General features: G+C 55.6%; 16 protein-coding genes and 1 other RNA gene. 2 read left to right on the forward strand and 15 right to left on the reverse strand.

Annotated features, from left to right (window positions below):
* Positions 1–289: 289 nt before the first annotated feature.
* The 13 genes from ACFPPD_RS01300 to ACFPPD_RS01360 all read right to left on the reverse strand — a co-directional run bounded on the left by ACFPPD_RS01300 (position 290) and on the right by ACFPPD_RS01360 (position 10821).
* A complete protein-coding gene (locus ACFPPD_RS01300) occupies positions 290–556 on the reverse strand; it encodes a pro-sigmaK processing inhibitor BofA family protein (RefSeq protein WP_209747393.1) in 267 nt (88 codons plus the stop codon).
* Positions 553–810, reverse strand: coding sequence for a DUF2508 domain-containing protein (locus ACFPPD_RS01305; protein WP_378081081.1), 258 nt, complete (start codon positions 808–810; stop codon positions 553–555). Before ACFPPD_RS01305 ends, ACFPPD_RS01300 begins: the two co-directional genes overlap by 4 nt.
* 173 nt (positions 811–983) lie before the next feature.
* Positions 984–1583 carry a recombination mediator RecR gene (recR, locus tag ACFPPD_RS01310; RefSeq protein WP_209747391.1) on the reverse strand — a complete coding sequence of 200 codons (600 nt, stop codon included), beginning with the start codon at positions 1581–1583 and terminating at the stop codon, positions 984–986.
* Between the two features lie 68 nt (positions 1584–1651).
* Complete coding sequence (locus ACFPPD_RS01315; protein WP_209747389.1) at positions 1652–1963, reverse strand: YbaB/EbfC family nucleoid-associated protein; 312 nt, start codon at positions 1961–1963, stop codon at positions 1652–1654.
* A 39-nt stretch (positions 1964–2002) separates the two neighbouring features.
* Entirely contained in the window at positions 2003–3784 is a 1782-nt protein-coding gene (dnaX, locus tag ACFPPD_RS01320) for a DNA polymerase III subunit gamma/tau (protein WP_209747388.1), read from the reverse strand.
* A 92-nt stretch (positions 3785–3876) separates the two neighbouring features.
* Complete coding sequence (locus ACFPPD_RS01325) at positions 3877–4995, reverse strand: two-component system sensor histidine kinase NtrB (protein ID WP_209747387.1); 1119 nt, start codon at positions 4993–4995, stop codon at positions 3877–3879.
* Between the two features lie 167 nt (positions 4996–5162).
* Positions 5163–5427, reverse strand: an RNA gene (ffs, locus tag ACFPPD_RS01330) — signal recognition particle sRNA large type.
* A 59-nt stretch (positions 5428–5486) separates the two neighbouring features.
* Positions 5487–5897: a hypothetical protein gene (locus ACFPPD_RS01335; protein ID WP_209747386.1), complete on the reverse strand. Its 411-nt coding sequence runs from the start codon at positions 5895–5897 to the stop codon at positions 5487–5489.
* A 63-nt stretch (positions 5898–5960) separates the two neighbouring features.
* Positions 5961–6158, reverse strand: coding sequence for a 50S ribosomal protein L31 (gene rpmE, locus ACFPPD_RS01340; protein WP_209747385.1), 198 nt, complete (start codon positions 6156–6158; stop codon positions 5961–5963).
* 119 nt (positions 6159–6277) lie between these two features.
* Positions 6278–7627: a GH1 family beta-glucosidase gene (locus tag ACFPPD_RS01345; protein ID WP_209747384.1), complete on the reverse strand. Its 1350-nt coding sequence runs from the start codon at positions 7625–7627 to the stop codon at positions 6278–6280.
* A gap of 18 nt (positions 7628–7645) precedes the next feature.
* Positions 7646–8464 (reverse strand): carbohydrate ABC transporter permease, encoded by an 819-nt coding sequence (locus ACFPPD_RS01350; RefSeq protein WP_209747383.1) that lies wholly within the window; start codon positions 8462–8464, stop codon positions 7646–7648.
* Complete coding sequence (locus ACFPPD_RS01355) at positions 8464–9360, reverse strand: carbohydrate ABC transporter permease (protein WP_209747382.1); 897 nt, start codon at positions 9358–9360, stop codon at positions 8464–8466. The genes ACFPPD_RS01350 and ACFPPD_RS01355 overlap by 1 nt, the downstream gene beginning before the upstream one ends.
* 90 nt (positions 9361–9450) lie before the next feature.
* A complete protein-coding gene (locus ACFPPD_RS01360) occupies positions 9451–10821 on the reverse strand; it encodes an ABC transporter substrate-binding protein (protein WP_209747381.1) in 1371 nt (456 codons plus the stop codon).
* 327 nt (positions 10822–11148) lie between these two features.
* Here ACFPPD_RS01360 and ACFPPD_RS01365 point away from each other — a divergent pair, with 327 nt between their 5' ends.
* A complete protein-coding gene (locus ACFPPD_RS01365) occupies positions 11149–12159 on the forward strand; it encodes a LacI family DNA-binding transcriptional regulator (RefSeq protein ID WP_209747380.1) in 1011 nt (336 codons plus the stop codon).
* 34 nt (positions 12160–12193) lie between these two features.
* Positions 12194–14548 (forward strand): glycosyl hydrolase, encoded by a 2355-nt coding sequence (locus ACFPPD_RS01370; protein ID WP_209747379.1) that lies wholly within the window; start codon positions 12194–12196, stop codon positions 14546–14548.
* A 46-nt stretch (positions 14549–14594) separates the two neighbouring features.
* On the opposite strand, the gene ACFPPD_RS01375 is transcribed toward ACFPPD_RS01370, so the two are convergent.
* Positions 14595–15851, reverse strand: a complete 1257-nt coding sequence (locus ACFPPD_RS01375) for a radical SAM family protein (protein WP_209747378.1) — start codon at positions 15849–15851, stop codon at positions 14595–14597.
* A 25-nt stretch (positions 15852–15876) separates the two neighbouring features.
* On the reverse strand, positions 15877–17196 hold the full coding sequence (gene rho, locus ACFPPD_RS01380) for a transcription termination factor Rho (RefSeq protein ID WP_209747426.1): 1320 nt from the start codon (positions 17194–17196) through the stop codon (positions 15877–15879).
* Between the last annotated feature and the right edge of the window lie 59 nt (positions 17197–17255).

Genomic DNA, 17255 nt, shown 5'->3' on the forward strand with positions numbered 1-17255 from the left:
CGATTGTTTGTTTCTTACGCTCAATGTTCAGTTTTCAAAGAACAATTTTGTTTCTTTTTTCATGTCGTCCGCGTTAACAGCGACTTGAATAATATATCACGTCGCCCATGTCGATTGCAACAAGTAATTTCTTACAGTTGCCTTCGCCCTTCGTTCGGCTCGTTTATCTTGCCCAACAGGCGCGAGATATAATGTATCACACCCGCTTAGCGCGCGTCAACCTTCAAATCAACATTTTTCGCGCCATGCGCGTCGAACCCCAAACGGCCCGCTCGGAAGGCGGGCCGCTTCATGCGATCAACGTCCACTGCAAGCCGAGCACGAGACCGATTCCCGGCAATCCGAGCAGCGCGACCGTGCCGATCGTGAAGGGATTAAGCGGCATGTACCACCCCGTGACCCAGCCGGAGAAGTTAAGCGCGTAGAGCGCGAAAGCCGACAGAACGAGATGAACGCCGAACCTCATCGCCCAGCCCTTGGGCGCGCGGCGACCGATCAGAACGAACGCGAGAGAGGCGGCCGAGGCGACGAGAAGCACGAGCCAGAACGTCTTCATCCGGTACCTTCCTTCTCCCCGAGCGCGGCGTGGCGTCCCCAATGCCACTTCGCTTGTTTCAGCAGCATGCCCAGCTTCTTCTCGGCCGCTTCGAGGCAATAGACGGCGTAATCGACGTAATCTTCCCCGAGCGCATGATGGAATCTCCATTCCGCTTCGGTCAGCTCTTGCTCCGCTTTGCGAATATCCTCGACCAATCTGCGCTGTTCGGCCGATAGCGCCGTTGCCGGCACGTTCTCCTTCACCCACTTCACGGCAATCCCTCCCGCATGTTCGCAGTGCCCGTCCCTAAGGACAACCTGATTCCATGTCTATGCAAAAAGCAGGACCGATAGAACGCCTTCGAGCGGAACAAAAAAAGACGCCCGCAGGCGTCCCGTGATTTCCATATCCGTCTTGCGCCGAATCGAATCGCCGCATCGGCCGATCAGCTTAATTCGCGGCGCCCTTCGAGCGCTTTGGAGATCGTGACCTCGTCCGCGTACTCCAAGTCTCCCCCGACGGGAAGACCGTGCGCGATTCTCGTCACCTTGATGCCGAACGGCCGAACGAGGCGCGAAATATACATTGCGGTCGCTTCCCCTTCGATGTTCGGGTTCGTCGCGAGAATAAGCTCCTGCACGCGTTCGTCGCCGAGACGCCGAACGAGCTCCGCGATGCGGATATCGTCGGGCCCAAGGCCGTCGATCGGCGAGATGGCGCCGTTAAGCACGTGGTAGTGCCCGTTGAACTCGCGTGTCCTCTCCATCGCGACGAGATCTTTCGGCTCCTGCACGACGCAGATGACCGACATGTCCCGCGCCTTGTCGGAACATATCCGGCAAGGGTCCGTATCGGTGATGTTGCAGCAGACGGAGCAGTACGTCAGGTTCCTCTTGACGCTAACGAGCGCCTTCGCGAAATCGATGACGTCCTCTTCCTTCATGCGAAGCACGTAAAAGGCCAGTCTCGCGGCCGTCTTCGGCCCGATGCCCGGCAAGCGGGAGAAGGAATCGATCAGTTTGGCTATCGGTTCTGGATAAAACAAAGGCTCCCGTCTCCTCTACTCGTCGGCCGGCGGCTCCCAGCGATCGGGAAGCCGCCGGCTCGCATCCTTTAGAACAAGCCCGGGATTTTCATGCCGCCGGTGTATTTGCTCATGTCTTGGTTCGCCAGGTCGTCGGCTTTGGTTAGCGCGTCGTTGACGGCCGTCAGTACTAGATCCTGCAGCATTTCCACGTCTTCCGGATCGACCGCTTCCGGTTTGATTTTGATGTCGAGCAATTTTTTGTGTCCGTTGACGGATACGGTAACGACGCCGCCGCCCGCCGTTCCTTCGATCGTTTTCGATCCTAGTTCTTCTTGGGCTTTCATCATTTGCTCTTGCATTTTCTTCACTTGCTTCATCATTTGGTTCATGTTGTTCATCGTAGACAGCCTCCCTTAAATGGTTCAAGCCCATCGTTCTTAATCGTCCTTGATCGTTACCAGTTGTTCCCCGAACAAGCGTACCGCTTCGTCGACCCACGGCTCGCTCTTGTCACCGCCTTCATCGTCGGGCACGAGCAGAAGCTCCTCGCCTGCCCTTTCGGAATTCGGCTCGCCGGACGCCCCCGCGACCGCGTCCTGCCATTCCTTCTGCATGCAGGTCACGAGCTGGGTCGGCTTGCCGAATATCGAGGAGAGCACCCCTTCGATGACGCCTTTGTTAGCCGGCCGCTCGGTCGTCTCGCGGTGAATCGTATTCTTGAACGCGACCGCGACGGAGTCGTCCGCGTAAGCGACCGGTTCGCCGTCGACGAGCCATGCATAAACGGTGACCCGTTCTTCCTTGACCCGCTGGAGAATCTGCGGCCATTTGCTTTGCGCTTGGCTCGCCGTATCGCGAGCCTCCGCGAAAGCATTCAGCTTCGCGCGGGATACCGGCGCCGCCCGGGGCGCCGCGGAGGCGACGCCGCCGGACGCACCGGATCTGGCGCTGCCGCTTCCCGGGCTTGAAGCGGAGGCGGCCGTTGCCGACAAGCCTCCGCCGCTCGCCAGCGCGGACAGCTTGCTCTCCAGCGCCGCGACTTGCTGCTTCAAATGAACAAGCTCGCCCCGGCCGGCGCCGTCAGCCGGCGCGTTCGCTCCCGATCCGGCCGCAGCTCCGGCGACGGACGTCGCCGACGATTCCGAGCAAAGCTTCAGCAACGCGATCTCGAACATCGTCTGCGGATGGGCGGCGTATTTCATCTCGCCTTGATAACGATTGAGCAAATCAATAATAGCAAATAACCGCTCCCGAGAGAATCCGCGGGATACTTCCTTCAGCTCGGCCGGATTCGCGATTCGGCCGGAAGAGTCTCCTGCTTCCGGCGCGAGCTGAGCTAGCAACAAGTCGCGGAAATAATGCATGAGCTGCTCCAAGCACTTGTCCGCGCTCTTGCCCGCTCTCATCATCTCGTCGATCTCGAGCAGCACTTGCGCGGCATCGCTCTCCCGGATCGCGACCGCGAGCCTGGAGAACTGCTCCGACGGCAATCCGCCCGTCGCCGCGACCGCCTGTTCCAAGCTCACCTGCCCGCCGGTGAACGACGAGATCTGGTCCAGCAAACTCAGCGCGTCGCGCATGCCGCCGTCGGACAGCCTGGAAATATAACGAAGGGCTTCTTCTTCGGCCGTAATGCGCTCTTCCTCGCAAATTTCGCGAAGACGGCCCGCTTGCTCCTCCAGCGAAACCCTGCGGAAATCGAACCGCTGGCAACGCGAAATGATCGTCGGCGGAAGCTTGTGCGGCTCCGTCGTCGCCAGCACGAACATGACGTGGCCGGGCGGTTCTTCGAGCGTCTTCAGAAGCGCGTTGAACGCTTCCGTCGTCAGCATGTGCACTTCGTCGATAATATACACTTTGCGCCGCACTTCCGTCGGCGCGTATTTGACTTTGTCTCGAATATCCCGGATCTCTTCGACTCCGCGGTTGGAGGCCGCATCGATCTCGACGACGTCCATAACGGAACCGCTCGTGATGCGCTCGCATTGCGAGCATTCGTTGCAAGGCTCGACCGCCGGCCCGCTTTCGCAATTGACCGCTTTCGCCAATATTTTGGCCGCGCTCGTCTTTCCCGTTCCTCTCGGCCCGCTGAACAAATAAGCGTGGGAAAGCCGGTCTTCGCGAATCGCGTTCTGCAAAGTCTGTACGATATGTTGTTGCCCGACCATATCCCCGAACGTCTGGGGACGCCAGGCCCGGTACAAAGCAAGATGTGCCATTTGCTAGTCGCTCCCGTCGGCTTGCGCTTTCATTCATTATACATCATAGGAGCTTCGCGCTCCACCGACAGGTACGCATAGCCTAATCGCCATTACCGGCCGTCCGGATTGGGGAACCAAACGGCAAACCGGGCGCCTTCGGACGACGTCGACACTTCGATGCCGCCTCCCAGATCGTCGACGATTCGCTGGCATACCGATAAGCCCAGCCCCGTTCCCTGCTGCTTCGTCGTAAAGAACGGATCGAACATCTTCTCCAGTACTTCGCTCGGAATGCCTGGCCCCGTATCGTCGAACTCGACGGCTATTTTGCCCGAGTCGTACGGAGAATGGCATTCCCTTATCGTTAACGTCCCTCCTTCGCCCATCGCTTCGATCGCGTTTTTCCCCAAGTTCAGAAACACCTGTTTAAGCAATTCCCTGTCGGCCATGATCGGCGGCGCTCCGTTCTTCGCCTTATAGACGACGGTAACGCCATGAAGCAACGCCTCGTTGCGGATCATCGGCAATATTTCCTTGAGCACGTGACCGACTCTCATGGAAGCGAGCTTCGCTTCCTTCTGCTTGGTCAGAAGAAGGAATTCGCTGACGAGTCCGTTGACCCGGTCCAACTCGGCCAGCACGATGCCGACGTATCCGCGTTCCTTTTCCATCTCCCGATCCGAGAGGGTCTTGTTCAGCAATTGCATGAATCCGATGATCGCCGTCAGCGGGTTCCGGATTTCGTGGGCCGTTCCCGCGGCGATCTGGCCGATCGTCTTCAGCCTGTCCGATCGCCGTACCTGCTCTTCCAGTTCGAGCATGTGGGATACGTCGCGAAACAGCACGAATGCCCCCATCGTCTCTCCGTCCCTCAGCAGCGTCTCGCCGTCCAGCATCAGCCTGCGGTTCGTTTGGCCGCCCGTCCAATTCAACGCCCGGTCGCGAAACGCACCCCCCCGAAGCAGCTCCCGGCCGAACGGCGCCGATTGCACCCCGATCGTTCTCATCCATTCGTCGGCGGGCAGGCCGATGAACGAATTCCGCACCCCTCCGAACAAGCCGCAAATCATCGGGCTGATCTCTACGATTCGAAAATCCGAGTCCAACAGGAGCACGCCGATATTCTCCATCGCCAGGAACCGATGCGAGAACTGGGCGACGAACGCCTCCCTGGACGGCCATTCTTTATCGGTCCGGTCGTAATCCGCGATACTTGCCGGTTCGTCCATTATTCGTATCACCTCCGGTCGACAAGCCAGCGATTGTAAATATTCGGTATATTACGCGCATTTCCCTCCTTAAGACCCACTTTCATCGGCGTAATTTTTTCCATAACATGCAAAAAGAAGCATCCGGCATATTGCCGAGATGCTTCATTTGATATTCGCGGATAGAACCGTGCACCCGCCCTCGATAATTACGATCCAGCCGTATAAGAGCGCGACGCTCGAGCCGAGCTACCCTCCAGCACAAGAACTAAACCACTTACGGCTGCTTCCTTCCGGACCTGACCGGGTTCATGGCCGTCCCTCGCGGAGGACTCCGCCGTCAACGCGGCGCGAACTTACCGGAACCTGCATCGCAAAACCTAAAACGGGAATTCAACCTCGCTAGAGCGGATTGCGAGTTACAGGGCACCGCTACCTCCCCGTCTAGCACGGCAAACATAAGTATACTCAATTGCGCATGGAGATGCAACGCCCGGAAATAGTTCCCTCGTCTATTTCATGGACGTCACGTGAATCGTATAGCGCGGATAGTTGAAGCGAAGCACCGTCGCCACCTGCTGCTCGAGCGTCGGAATCTCGTGCGGCCGCAAGCCCGGAGCCAGCTTGATCGTGACGTACGCGTCCGCTCCGTTGAACGTGATGTTGGAATCCGCGACGCCCCGCAAATTCTTAATCGCCCGCTTCATCGAGACGTTGTCCGCCGAATAATTCGTCACCGCGTGATGGCCGGGCAACCGCGGATGGACGCTTCGGGCGCTCATATAGTCGTTGTTGGCCATGCCCTGGGCTTTCAAGCCGTTGTTCGCGCCGTCGTTATTGGTTTTCCCGCATCCGGCGGCCAAAGACAGCGCGCCCGCGAGCATCGCCGTCGCCATCAGGGCCGCAGCCCTTCTCATGCGCATGAAAAAAACCTCCCTTGTATCCCGTAGGATGCGAAGAGAGGCTTATCTCTATACGGATTCGAATTAGATTCCGTATTTTTTCTTGAACTTGTCAACGCGGCCGCCTGCATCGATCAGCTTCTGTTTGCCCGTGTAGAACGGGTGGCAGTTGGAACAAATTTCGACTTTCACGGTCGATTTAATCGAACCGGTTTCGAAAGTGTTTCCACATACGCACGTAGCCGTAACGATGTTGTATTTCGGGTGGATGGATGGCTTCAAAGGGTTCACCTTCTTTCTGCCCTGAATCAACGGTCGGATCCAGAGTATTAGACACATGATGGGATTATAGCACGCTCTATGATGGCCTGACAAGACTATTGTTCCCTTATTTCATCGCTCTAGTCCGCAATCCCGTTCCGTCGCATAACATCCCGGTACCAATAGGCGCTCGCTTTAGGGGTACGCACCTGGGTCTCGTAATCTACATGGACCATCCCGAACCGCTTCTCGTATCCGAATGCCCACTCGAAGTTGTCCAGGAAGGACCATAAATAGTAACCCTTCAGATTGCCGCCGTCTCGAATGAACTTTAACGATTGCTCCAAATGAGCCTTAACGTACCGAATACGTCCCTCGTCTTCCACTTTTCCGTTTTCCAGAACATCTTTCGTGGCAGCTCCGTTTTCCGTAATGAAGATCGGAATGGACGTATAGTCTTTCCGAAGGCGTTGCATAAGCCGATGCAGAGATTCCGGATGGATTTCCCAACCCATATCCGTCACTTCGCTGTTCTCGGGCAGCACATAATCGGTTAGCAGCATCGAATGGCCCGTTCCTGACCGAATGACGCCGCGAGAATAATAATTGATGCCCAGAAGATCGCCCGGTTCATGAATGGTTTCAAGGTCCCCGGGTTGAATAAAATCATATTCGCCGACATGCGGCAAAAACCACTCCATCATGTCTTGCGGGTAAGCGCCTTTAAATACCGGATCCAAAAACCAACGATTCAAATAACCGTCATGTCTCCGCCGCGCCTCGAGATCTTCTTCGCGGTCCGATGCCGGATCGTTATGATCCAGGTTTAAGGTAATGCCGATTTGCCCGGTCAGGCCCATCTCCCGGTAAGCTTGGACGGCCAGCCCGTGCGACAACAGGATATGGTGGGCCGCCGCGATCGCTTCGCGCCAGTTCCGGTGCCCGGGCGCGTGGACTCCGACGCCGTAGCCGAGAAAAGCGGCGCACCACGGCTCGTTGTGAGTGTTCCACATCGGCACTTCCCGTCCGAATTCTTCGAATAAGGTTCTGGCATATTCCATATAGTGGTCAACCGCTTCGCGATTGGTCCAGCCGCCCTCATCCTGAATCCATTGCGGCAAATCCCAGTGATAGACGGTGACCAAGGGCTGGATGCCGCATTCCTTCAATTCATTCAGAAGCGAGCGGTAAAAATCCAAGCCTTCGCGGTTCAGCTTTCCTTTCTCGGGATAAATTCGCGGCCAGGCGATGGAAAAGCGGTAATGCTTGATTCCTAAATCGGCCAAAAGCCGGACATCTTCCCTGAACCGGTAATAATGCTCGCAAGCGCGTTCTCCCGTATCGCCTCCCGCGACCTTGCCCGGAGTCCGGCAGAAGGTATCCCATATGGAAGCCGTTCGGCCGTCCGCATCGGCGGCCCCTTCAATTTGATAAGACGACGTGGCGACACCCCAAATAAAATCGGAAGGAAAATCGGATTTGTTATTCATATAAAGACACCCTCGGCGTTAAAATTTGACGGAACCTGCCAGCGCCCCGCTGACGAGATAACGTTGAACGAACGAATACAGCACGATTAGCGGAAAGGCTACAATGATAATGCCGCACGCGAGCAGCGGCCAGTTATTCAGATATTGGCCGAAGAAAGCGAACAACCCGCGCGTGATCGGCTGGTATTTCGAATCCGACAAGTAGATGGTCGGGCCGATAATGTCGTTCCAGATGCCGATGGCGGTCAGCAGAATTCCCGTCGCCATGACCGGCTTCATCAAGGGAAGCAGGATTTGGAACAGGAAACGCAAGTACCCGCTCCCGTCGATCGCCGCCGCTTCGTCAAGCTCCTTGGAAATCGACTTGATATAACCGACGAACATCATGAACGCGATGCCCGTTCCTCCGGTGCGCAGCAAGATGTATCCCCACTGCTCGTTGTAAAGCCCGAGGTTGTTGACGAGCCAAAACTGCGGGACTAGCGGGTTCGGCAGGAACAGGGACATCATGAAGAACAGATAGATCAGATTGGAAAATTTGACGTAACGCCGGGCGATCGGAAAAGCGGCGAACACCGATAGCATGATCGACCCGAACGTCGCCGTCGTCGTGTACAGCAAGCTGTTCCAAATATAAGTCGAGAAATCTCCTTTTTTCCATGCCTCGGCGAAATTCCCGAACCGAAAGTGCTCTGCGATGCCGACCGGGGATTTCAAAAATTCGATTTGCGTTTTCATGGCCACGTTAAAAAGATAGAACAAAGGAAAAACATAGACCGCCAGCATCGCCAGCACGACGAGATATCGGGCGAAGGAAGTGGATTTCGTCTCTTGCATTACAGCTCCACCTCTCGTCTGCGCAAATAGATCATGGCGACGACCGACACCAAGAGCACGAACACGAATTGGATCATCGCGCCGGCGGAAGCCAGACCGAAGTCGGCTACCCGGTTGTTCGCGATCGCGTCGCGGTACACGTCGAAGGCCAGCGTACGCGTATTGAAGTTGCCGTTCGTCAAAACGTAAATGATATCGAACGTCTGCAGCGCTCCGATAATGGAAAGCATCATGTTGACGGTAAACGCAGGGGCGATCATCGGAAACGTGATGTGCCGGAACGACTGCCAGCGGCTCGTTCCGTCAATGTAGCCCGCTTCGTACAAGTCTTTCGGGATGGATTGAAGACCGGCCAGGAAAATCGTCATCGAATAGCCCATATACATCCAGATCTGAATGAAAATAATCCACTCGAATGCGGAATCGTAGCTGGAAAAGAACGTCGATTTGGCGCCGAACCAGCTATACAGCTCCTTCATCGGGCCGCCCAGCGGGTTCGTCATCATCCGCCAGACGAGACCGGACACCGTAACGCCCAGTACGACCGGCAGGAAGAAGGTTGCCCGGTAGAAAGCGTCGCCTTTCAGTTTGCGGTTCAGAAGGATGGCCATCCCGAGTCCGATGGCATTCTGAATGAGTACGACGGCGACGGCGAAATAAACCGTATTTCCCATCGACCGGATGCGCTCCTGCCGATCCGACGAGAAGAAAAACTTTTCGTAATTATGCCAACCGATAAAATCCCAATCGACGCCCGGAAGCCCCGTGGCGTTCGTGAACGAAAAAAATATCGTCGCGACGGAAGGGCCGAATCCGAACACGACATACAGCAGCAAGGGCAGCATGAGCAATACGAGCGGCAAATGCCTTGCGAGCCCTCTCCCGAACGGGTACATCCCATTCACCTCTCCATCCCTGATCTCTAGTTTAAGGAAGGACGGGGCCTGATTCGAGATCAGACCCCGCGATCTATCTATTCATGAAGCTCATTTCGAGGCGGCCGCATCCCATTCGGATTGCGAAAGCTCAGCCAAGTCTTTCGACGTCTTGAGCGGACCGAACGGCGCCAGGAACTCCGCGTGGATGCTGGAGCCGTTGACATGTTCGCCTGCATTGGCGCGGTTGATGAACAATTGGTCCCAAGCCAGCTTAAAGCTCGACAGATAAGGCTTGATTTCGTTGATGAACGGATCGTCTACCTTCACGTCGGCATTCGGCAGGAAACCGGACGCTTTCACGAACGCCGCGTATTCTTCCGGTTCGGACTGCATGGCCAGCCATTTCAAAGCGGCGTCTTTGTTTTTCGACTTCTCCAGGACCGTCCAAGACATATCGTATTTGCCGGCGAGCGACGCGTTCTGGGCGGCGTCGTTGCTGCCCGGGATCGGGAAGTAGCCGAATTCGAGGTTCGGATCGCCCGATTTGAGCGTCGGCGCATTCCAGGTTCCGTCGGCGATCATGGCGACTTGGCCGCTGATGAACAAGCTCGGCAGCGAGCCGTAGTCAACACCCGCGAAGCCGTCGATCGCATTCTGCATCATGAACTGGGCTTTATCGAGGATTTCGAGTTGCGCCGGGTCCGTGAATTTCGCCGAGCCGTCCCAAAGTCCTTTAATGAAAGCGGCCTGGTCTTTTTGAATGGAGGCGGACAAGCCTTGAACCGCAAGGTTGAGCGGCCAGATGTCTTTGCCTGCGAAGCCGAGCGGAGTAACGCCTTTTTCCTTCAGCTTGTTCACTACCGCGACGAATTCGTCCCACGTTTTCGGCACTTGCAGGCCGTTGTCGGCGAAAATCTTTTTGTTGTAATAAAGACCGGTGAAGGATACTTTGCCCATGTTGATGCCGTATACTTTGCCGTTATAAGTCGTGGAGTTCTGAACGTCGACCGGGTTGTAGTTTTTCACGAACTCTTCGTTCGTCAGTTCCGCGATCAGGCCGGCGTCGATCCACTGTTTCCATAGCGGGGGCTCGGCGCCTTTCGCCCACTCCTGCGGGATCGGCGCGAAGCCGCTCTTGAGGGCAACCAGATCGGCATCGTTCGCATTAATACGCGTTGTTTGCAATTGGTCATACGTGGCGTCCGAAGGCACGACGTCATAGACAACCTTGACGTTCGGGTAACGTTCCATAAATTTTTTGTTGAACTCTTCGTAATACTTGTTAACAGGCTCGTTGATCCAGTGAATGATTTTCAGCGTCACTTCTTCTCCGCCGGAATCCGACGGCGATGCCGCAGGTTCCGACGAGCTTGCGGATGGAGCCGGCGTATTCGACGCATTGTTGTCCCCATTGCCGCAAGCGGCAACAACGATAACCAGAACCAGACTCATGAATAAGGCAGCATACTTCTTCAACATACCTTTTCCCCCAATCGCTTTTTAAGAAATTTTTTTCGAAAGCGCCTTCAAATGTCCGGGGACATCGCGAATAACCTCAGTTCACAAAGGAACTTTCGGTTACGAAATCGCTTTCGTAAAATACACCCTAATTATTTCTTAAGTCTTGCGATTTGTAAAGGGGGGGATGAATAATTTTATAAACACCCCTTATTTCATTTGCTATTACCCTTATATTGACGGGGCGGGGAAGATAATAATACAATGAATACAAGAATATAGCCGAAAAGGTCAAAAAAGCCCGAAACCGGTTTAGTATAATGCTGAAACAAAGGGGATTCCGAAACCATGAACATCAAATCCATCGCCAAAATGGCGGGCGTTTCCGTCGCTACCGTGTCGAAAATCATTAACAATTACAGCGATATCGGCGAAGAAACCAAGCAGCGGGTGCTCAAAATCATGGAGGAGACCGGTTATAAGCCTTCCTCGTCGGCGAAAACGCTCGCCACGAAAAAATCGAACTTGATCGGCGTCGTATTCGCGGGCGCGTTGAATTCCGACCTTAATCATCCTTTTTTCGTAAGCGTAATCAACGCATTCAAGAAACAAATCGGACTGCTCGGTTACGACCTGCTTTTCTTCTCCAACGAGACTTTCTTCGATTCCAAAGAGGATTACTGGGCTCGCTGCCGCCACTTCCAGGTGGACGGCTGTATCATTATTGCCGGGGACGAAGTGGAGGCGAGCGTTCATCAGCTCGATCAAAGCGATATCCCATGCATCGGGATCGACATTCCGTTAACCGGCAACAACTCCGCTTATATTATGTCCGATAACGCGAAAATATCGGCGAAGGTCGTAGAGCATCTGTATATGAACGGCTACCGCGAGACAGGATTTCTGGGCATTGAACGGCATTCGGAAGTGGTTTCGTTGCGGGAGCAAGCGTTCAAGGAGTCGCTTAGAACGTTCGGCCTTCCCGTTAATCCCGATTGGTTTATTTACAGCAAAGATTTCGACGAGGAAAGCGGCTACCAGGCGATGAAAAAATTAATCGCAACCGGCCGTTTGCCGAAGGCTATGTTCGCGGTTACGGATTTACTGGCCTTCGGCGCCATGCGGGCCATGAAGGAGCATCGCCTTAAGATCCCCGAGGATATGGCGCTGATCGGCTGCGACGATATCGATGCCTGCCAATATACGGACCCGGCGCTTACGACGGTGAAGCAAGATAAAGAAAAGATCGGAAAATTAGCCGCTATCATGCTCTACGATATGATTAACAAGCAAATAGAACCATCGGCTATTCTTATCGAACCCGAAATGGTCGTCCGGCAATCCTGCGGCGTTCGGTAATCATGGCTTCCCAATTGATCGGAGGTTTCGGTACATGAGGCGATCGAGGATTTTGCGGATAACGACCGTCCTGCTTAGCACAGCCGTCCTGAGCGGCTATTTTTTTCAGTCTGACCGTTCCGACGATGAAACATTGCGGAAAATGAGGGTCGGGATCGAAGATTCCGCATCTAAATCGATAGCGATCGGCGACGCCGTCGTTCGTAAAACGTTGGACGGAACCGCATTTCAAGCGCCTCAATCCCTGATCTACAAAACGGACCGCGTGAATAAGCCGATGCCGACCAACGATTGGTGGAGCTCCGCCGCTTGGAGACCTTTTACGGGCGCGATGTATCCTCATCCACTCGCCGTTAAAGGTTATCCGGACGGTCTCGGGATTGCTTACCCGGACATTCGGGTACGCCCGAACAGCTATCAAGCACTCTATAGCGATTCCGGCAAGGACATTCTGGTGGGAGGCGAAGATCTGATCGCGGATGCGACGCTAGTGGACGGATTCGGCGATTGGTCCGTCGATTTGCTGTTCGAGAATGACGAGCGCAACAAGCGAATGCGCGTCACTTTGGCGCACGGCAGTCCATACATCTATTACGCCTTCGAACAGACGAAGCCCGTTCTCCGTTTCTCCGCCGAGCCCGAGTGGTTCTACGGCTCAGCCGATCAAGCCGTGATCGGAGTAACGGTTAACGGGCATCACTACGCGTTTTTCGCGCCTAGCGGAACCACTTGGTCGCAAGCCGGCGATTCGACGCTCTTGGCCGACATGCCGAAGAACAAAGGCTACTTAAGCATGGCGCTCCTGCCCGACAACAAAGCCGAAACGTTAAACAAATTCGCGGAATACGCCTACTCCTTCATCACCGATACCCGCGTAACCTGGAATTACGACGAGAAGAGCAGCCTGGTGAAAACCAATTACGAAGCGGCAACGACCGCAATGGAAGGCAAACGGAAAGGCACCTTGTTTGCCCTTTACCCGCATCAGTGGAAACATACCGATGCGCCATTCCTGCCCTATACGTATAAGAGTCCGCGCGGCGAGATGAAAATCGCGGAAGGGCGAAGCTTTATCACGGAAATGACCTATCACGGTATCCTGCCCTATTTGCCCAACATCGGGACGGACGAAACCCAATTAAACGCCCTGATGGACGAGTTCATGGCCGACCAGCCGCTTATGAAGCCGAGTCCAGAGGCGGAAGGCACGTATTGGTATGGGAAAAACTACGGAAGGCTGTCGCAGGCGCTGCAGATCGCCAAGCAGCTTAACCGTTCGAAAGACAAAGAAGCTCTGATGAAAGCCATTCAGATAGATATGGAAACCGCCTTCGGCGATACGACCGCCGGAAAACGATTAACTTATTACGACGCGGTCTGGGGCACGTTAAACGTGTATCCAACCCAATTCGGGGCGGATTTGGTGCTCAACGACCACCATTTCCATTATGGATATTGGGTCTATGCCGCCGCTATGCTCGCCTATGAAGATCCGGAATGGGCTTCTCCGGACCGGTACGGCGGCATGATCGAGCTGCTGATTCGCGATTATGCCGATTGGGACCGCAGCGATGAATCCGAGAAGCCGCTCTTTCCGTTCCTTCGCACATTCGATCCTTATGCCGGACATTCTTGGGCTTCGGGAGAAGCTGCCGACGGCAGCGGTTACTCTCCGGGGAACAACCAAGAGTCATCTTCGGAAGCGATCCAAGCGGCCGCGGCGATGATTCTATGGGGAGACGCCACCGGCAACCGGGAAATTCGCGATACGGGAATTTACCTCTATACGACCGAGACGGAAGCCGTTCGCCAATACTGGTTCGACGTCGACGGCGAGAACTTTCCGGAAGGGTACGAATTCGGGTACGCGCCGCTCGTCTTTTCTTCGGGAGCGGAATACCGCACCTGGTGGACGAACAATCCGGAAGAAGTCCGTCTCATCAACGCGCTTCCATTTACCGGCGCTTCCCTCTACCTCGGCTGGAATCCGGAATACGTCCAATCGAATTACGAGCGGATGATCAAGGAAAACGGCGGGCCCGAGCAGGAATGGAAAGACCTTATCTGGATGTATGAAGCCTTCTACGACCCGGATACCGCATTGTCCAAGATGGAAAACGAACCTTTCGAATCCGAGTTCGGAGAAAGCGCGCCCCATGCTTACCAATGGATCGCCAACATGAAAGAGCTTGGCCGGGTCGATCCCTCCGTGATCGCCGATACGCCGATGTATGCCGCATTCCTTAAGGACGGCAAACGGACTTTCATCGCCTATAACGGTTTCGGCAAGGAGATCAAGGTCACCTTCAAAGCTGCAGAATCCACGAAAAAACTCGTTGAATTAAAAGTGCCGCCTAAGTCGATTCGCTATGTGCAGCTTCATCCATAAATTTAGGGCATCCACGATGTGGATGCCCTTTTCTTGGACCGTAAAATCAGAAAGCCTGTCTATTCACCGGCGGCACATGCGTATAAGATCCGATCACGACATCCGGAAGCTCCTGTCTGAAAATGTCCAGCAGCGTCTTCATGCCGTAAATCTCGCCTTGGGCCGGCGGGATGAGCGACAAATACGCGTCCGGATCGATGTTCAGGTTGCGCATCTGAATGAGCTTCAGTCCGGTGCGACGGGCGAAGCCGATCATCGCCTCGATCTCTTCCTCGCGGTCGGCGACCCCGGGGAATATCAAATAGTTGATCGACGTGTACACGCCCTTGTCGGTCGCGTATTTCAGCGATTTCTCGACGTTCTTCAGCGTGTAACCGCGCGGTTTGTAATACGCGTCGTAGTGCTCGTCGAGAGCGCTGATCGTACTGACCCGCATCAAGTCCAGTCCCGCGTCGGTAATCGCCCGCATATGGTCGGACAGGCCGGCGTTCGTGTTGATGTTGATATAGCCGAGCTGCGTCTGCCCGCGAACCCGCTTGATCGCCTCGATGATCGTCTTCGCCTGCGTCGAAGGCTCGCCTTCGCAGCCTTGGCCGAAGCTGATAATCGATTGCGGCGTCTTCAGGTGCTCCAGCATGATCTCGACGACTTCATCTACTTCCGGCTTGAACTTGAGTCGCGTCTGGGGAGCGACGAAGCCGCTGTCGTCCGGTTGCTCCGAGATGCAACCGTAGCAGCCCGCGTTGCAGGAGAACGATACCGGCACGGCTCCTTCCAACCGTTGCAGGAACGTATTCGAAGAAGTGAGGCATTCGTATTCCAGCGCGCAATGGGACAGATGCTTGTACAGCCGGTTCTCCGGATACTTGTTTAGAATCCGGTCGACCTCGAGCTTCAGCTCGTCGCGGTCGCAATTCTCCGGATTCCAAGGCTCCGGATCGTCGCTCTGCCCGGCGGCCACGTAGAAGCCGTCGTCTTTCCAGACGACCGCCGTGTAGCCGAACAGCGGGAACAATTGCGTCTTGTCCGTCTTGGAATAGCCGGGCACGTAGAACCGGGTAAAGCCTTGGGGCAGCAACGCCCCGACCGCCTGGTAGGCGCCGGGGAGAAGCTGCATCTTGCCGGTGGCCGGATCCATGCCGATCGGCCGGGTATGGGGAAGCCCGACTAACGTCGCTCCCGCCGGCAGCGGAATGAGCTCTTCGTCGAGAAGCTCGACGAGGTCGTTGCCGCTGCGGGCGATGCCGTACAAGTCGGGATGATCGAAAACGTTGCCTTGTTCGTCTGCGTAAACGAGATGCATGGGCTAGGCCCTCCTTACTGGACGCTTATCCACGTGGCGGGCTCGTCCTCGAAGCCGGACGACGCGTGCCGCCGGATCCCGATGAAGATGAGCTCGGCGCGCTCGAAGCGCCGCTCATGTCCAAGGAATCCAGGAACTCCTGGTTCGTCTTCGTGTTGGCTAACTTCTTCAGGAAGCCTTCCACGTATTCCATCGAGTCGTTCATGCTCTTGCGAATCGCCCACAACTTGTCGAGCGCTTCTTTGTCGAGAAGCAGTTCTTCGCGGCGCGTGCCCGACCGGCGAATGTCGAGGGCGGGGAAAATGCGGCGTTCCGACAGCTTGCGGTCGAGGTGCAGCTCCATATTGCCCGTCCCTTTGAACTCTTCGTATATAATATCGTCCATGCGAGAACCCGTTTCCACGAGCGCCGTCGCCAGAATCGTCAGACTTCCGCCTTCTTCGATGTTGCGCGCCGATCCGAAGAACCGCTTCGGACGGTGGAACGAAGCCGGGTCGATTCCCCCGGACAGCGTGCGGCCGGACGGCGGAACGACGAGGTTGTACGCGCGCGCGAGCCTCGTGATGCTATCCATCAGAATAACGACGTCGCGCTTGTGCTCCACGAGCCGAAGCGCGCGCGCGAGCACGAGCTCGGCGACTTTGATATGGTTCTCCGGCACTTCGTCGAACGTCGACGCGATGACCTCGCCCTTAACCGAGCGCTGCATATCCGTTACTTCCTCCGGACGCTCGTCGATCAGAAGAACGAACAAATCGATGTCCGGATGGTTCGTCGCGATGCTGTTCGCGATTTCCTTCAGGAGCAACGTTTTGCCGGCTTTGGGTTGGGCGACGATGAGGCCGCGTTGGCCGAGTCCTACGGGAGCGACGAGATCCATAATCCGGGTGGAAAGCTGGGTCGGAGACGTTTCGAGCTTGATTTTCTTCTGCGGATACAGCGGGGTGAGCGCGGGAAAATGCAGGCGTTCCGCGGCGGCTTCGGGCGTTACGCCGTTGACGGCGTTCACCTGAAGCAAGCCGAAGAACCTTTCGTTTTCCTTCGGCGCGCGACACTTGCCGGAGACGAGATCCCCCGTGCGGAGATCGAACTTGCGAATCTGCGAAGCCGATATATAAATATCTTCGGGGCTAGGCAAGTAGTTGATCGGTCTCAGGAACCCGAAGCCTTCCGGCAATACGTCGAGCACGCCCTCCATGAACATGAGCCCGCTTCGCTCCGCCTGCGCCCGCAGGATCGCGACGATCAGTTCTCTTTTCTTCATCTGGGCGTAATTATTGATCTGATGCTGCTTCGCGAGCTTATACAGCTCGGTCAGCTTCATCCCTTCCAGATCGCCCATCATTAAATCGGTCAAAGGAATCCCCACTTCTGTTCAGAAATACGCTACTTGCGCTTGCTAGC

Origin of the sequence: Cohnella suwonensis (assembly GCF_042655365.1) — a bacterium.
GTDB lineage: Bacteria > Bacillota > Bacilli > Paenibacillales > Paenibacillaceae > Cohnella > Cohnella suwonensis.

Excerpts from the sequence above, each read along its gene's own strand:
- ACFPPD_RS01300 (WP_209747393.1), bottom strand. The coding sequence starts at position 556 with ATGAAGACGTTCTGGCTCGTGCTTCTCGTCGCCTCGGCCGCCTCTCTC.
- ACFPPD_RS01315 (WP_209747389.1), bottom strand. The coding sequence starts at position 1,963 with ATGAACAACATGAACCAAATGATGAAGCAAGTGAAGAAAATGCAAGAG.
- dnaX (WP_209747388.1), bottom strand. The coding sequence starts at position 3,784 with ATGGCACATCTTGCTTTGTACCGGGCCTGGCGTCCCCAGACGTTCGGG.
- ACFPPD_RS01325 (WP_209747387.1), bottom strand. The coding sequence starts at position 4,995 with ATGGACGAACCGGCAAGTATCGCGGATTACGACCGGACCGATAAAGAA.
- ACFPPD_RS01335 (WP_209747386.1), bottom strand. The coding sequence starts at position 5,897 with ATGCGCATGAGAAGGGCTGCGGCCCTGATGGCGACGGCGATGCTCGCG.
- ACFPPD_RS01345 (WP_209747384.1), bottom strand. The coding sequence starts at position 7,627 with ATGAATAACAAATCCGATTTTCCTTCCGATTTTATTTGGGGTGTCGCC.
- ACFPPD_RS01350 (WP_209747383.1), bottom strand. The coding sequence starts at position 8,464 with ATGCAAGAGACGAAATCCACTTCCTTCGCCCGATATCTCGTCGTGCTG.
- ACFPPD_RS01355 (WP_209747382.1), bottom strand. The coding sequence starts at position 9,360 with ATGTACCCGTTCGGGAGAGGGCTCGCAAGGCATTTGCCGCTCGTATTG.
- ACFPPD_RS01360 (WP_209747381.1), bottom strand. The coding sequence starts at position 10,821 with ATGTTGAAGAAGTATGCTGCCTTATTCATGAGTCTGGTTCTGGTTATC.
- ACFPPD_RS01365 (WP_209747380.1), top strand. The coding sequence starts at position 11,149 with ATGAACATCAAATCCATCGCCAAAATGGCGGGCGTTTCCGTCGCTACC.
- ACFPPD_RS01370 (WP_209747379.1), top strand. The coding sequence starts at position 12,194 with ATGAGGCGATCGAGGATTTTGCGGATAACGACCGTCCTGCTTAGCACA.
- ACFPPD_RS01375 (WP_209747378.1), bottom strand. The coding sequence starts at position 15,851 with ATGCATCTCGTTTACGCAGACGAACAAGGCAACGTTTTCGATCATCCC.
- rho (WP_209747426.1), bottom strand. The coding sequence starts at position 17,196 with ATGATGGGCGATCTGGAAGGGATGAAGCTGACCGAGCTGTATAAGCTC.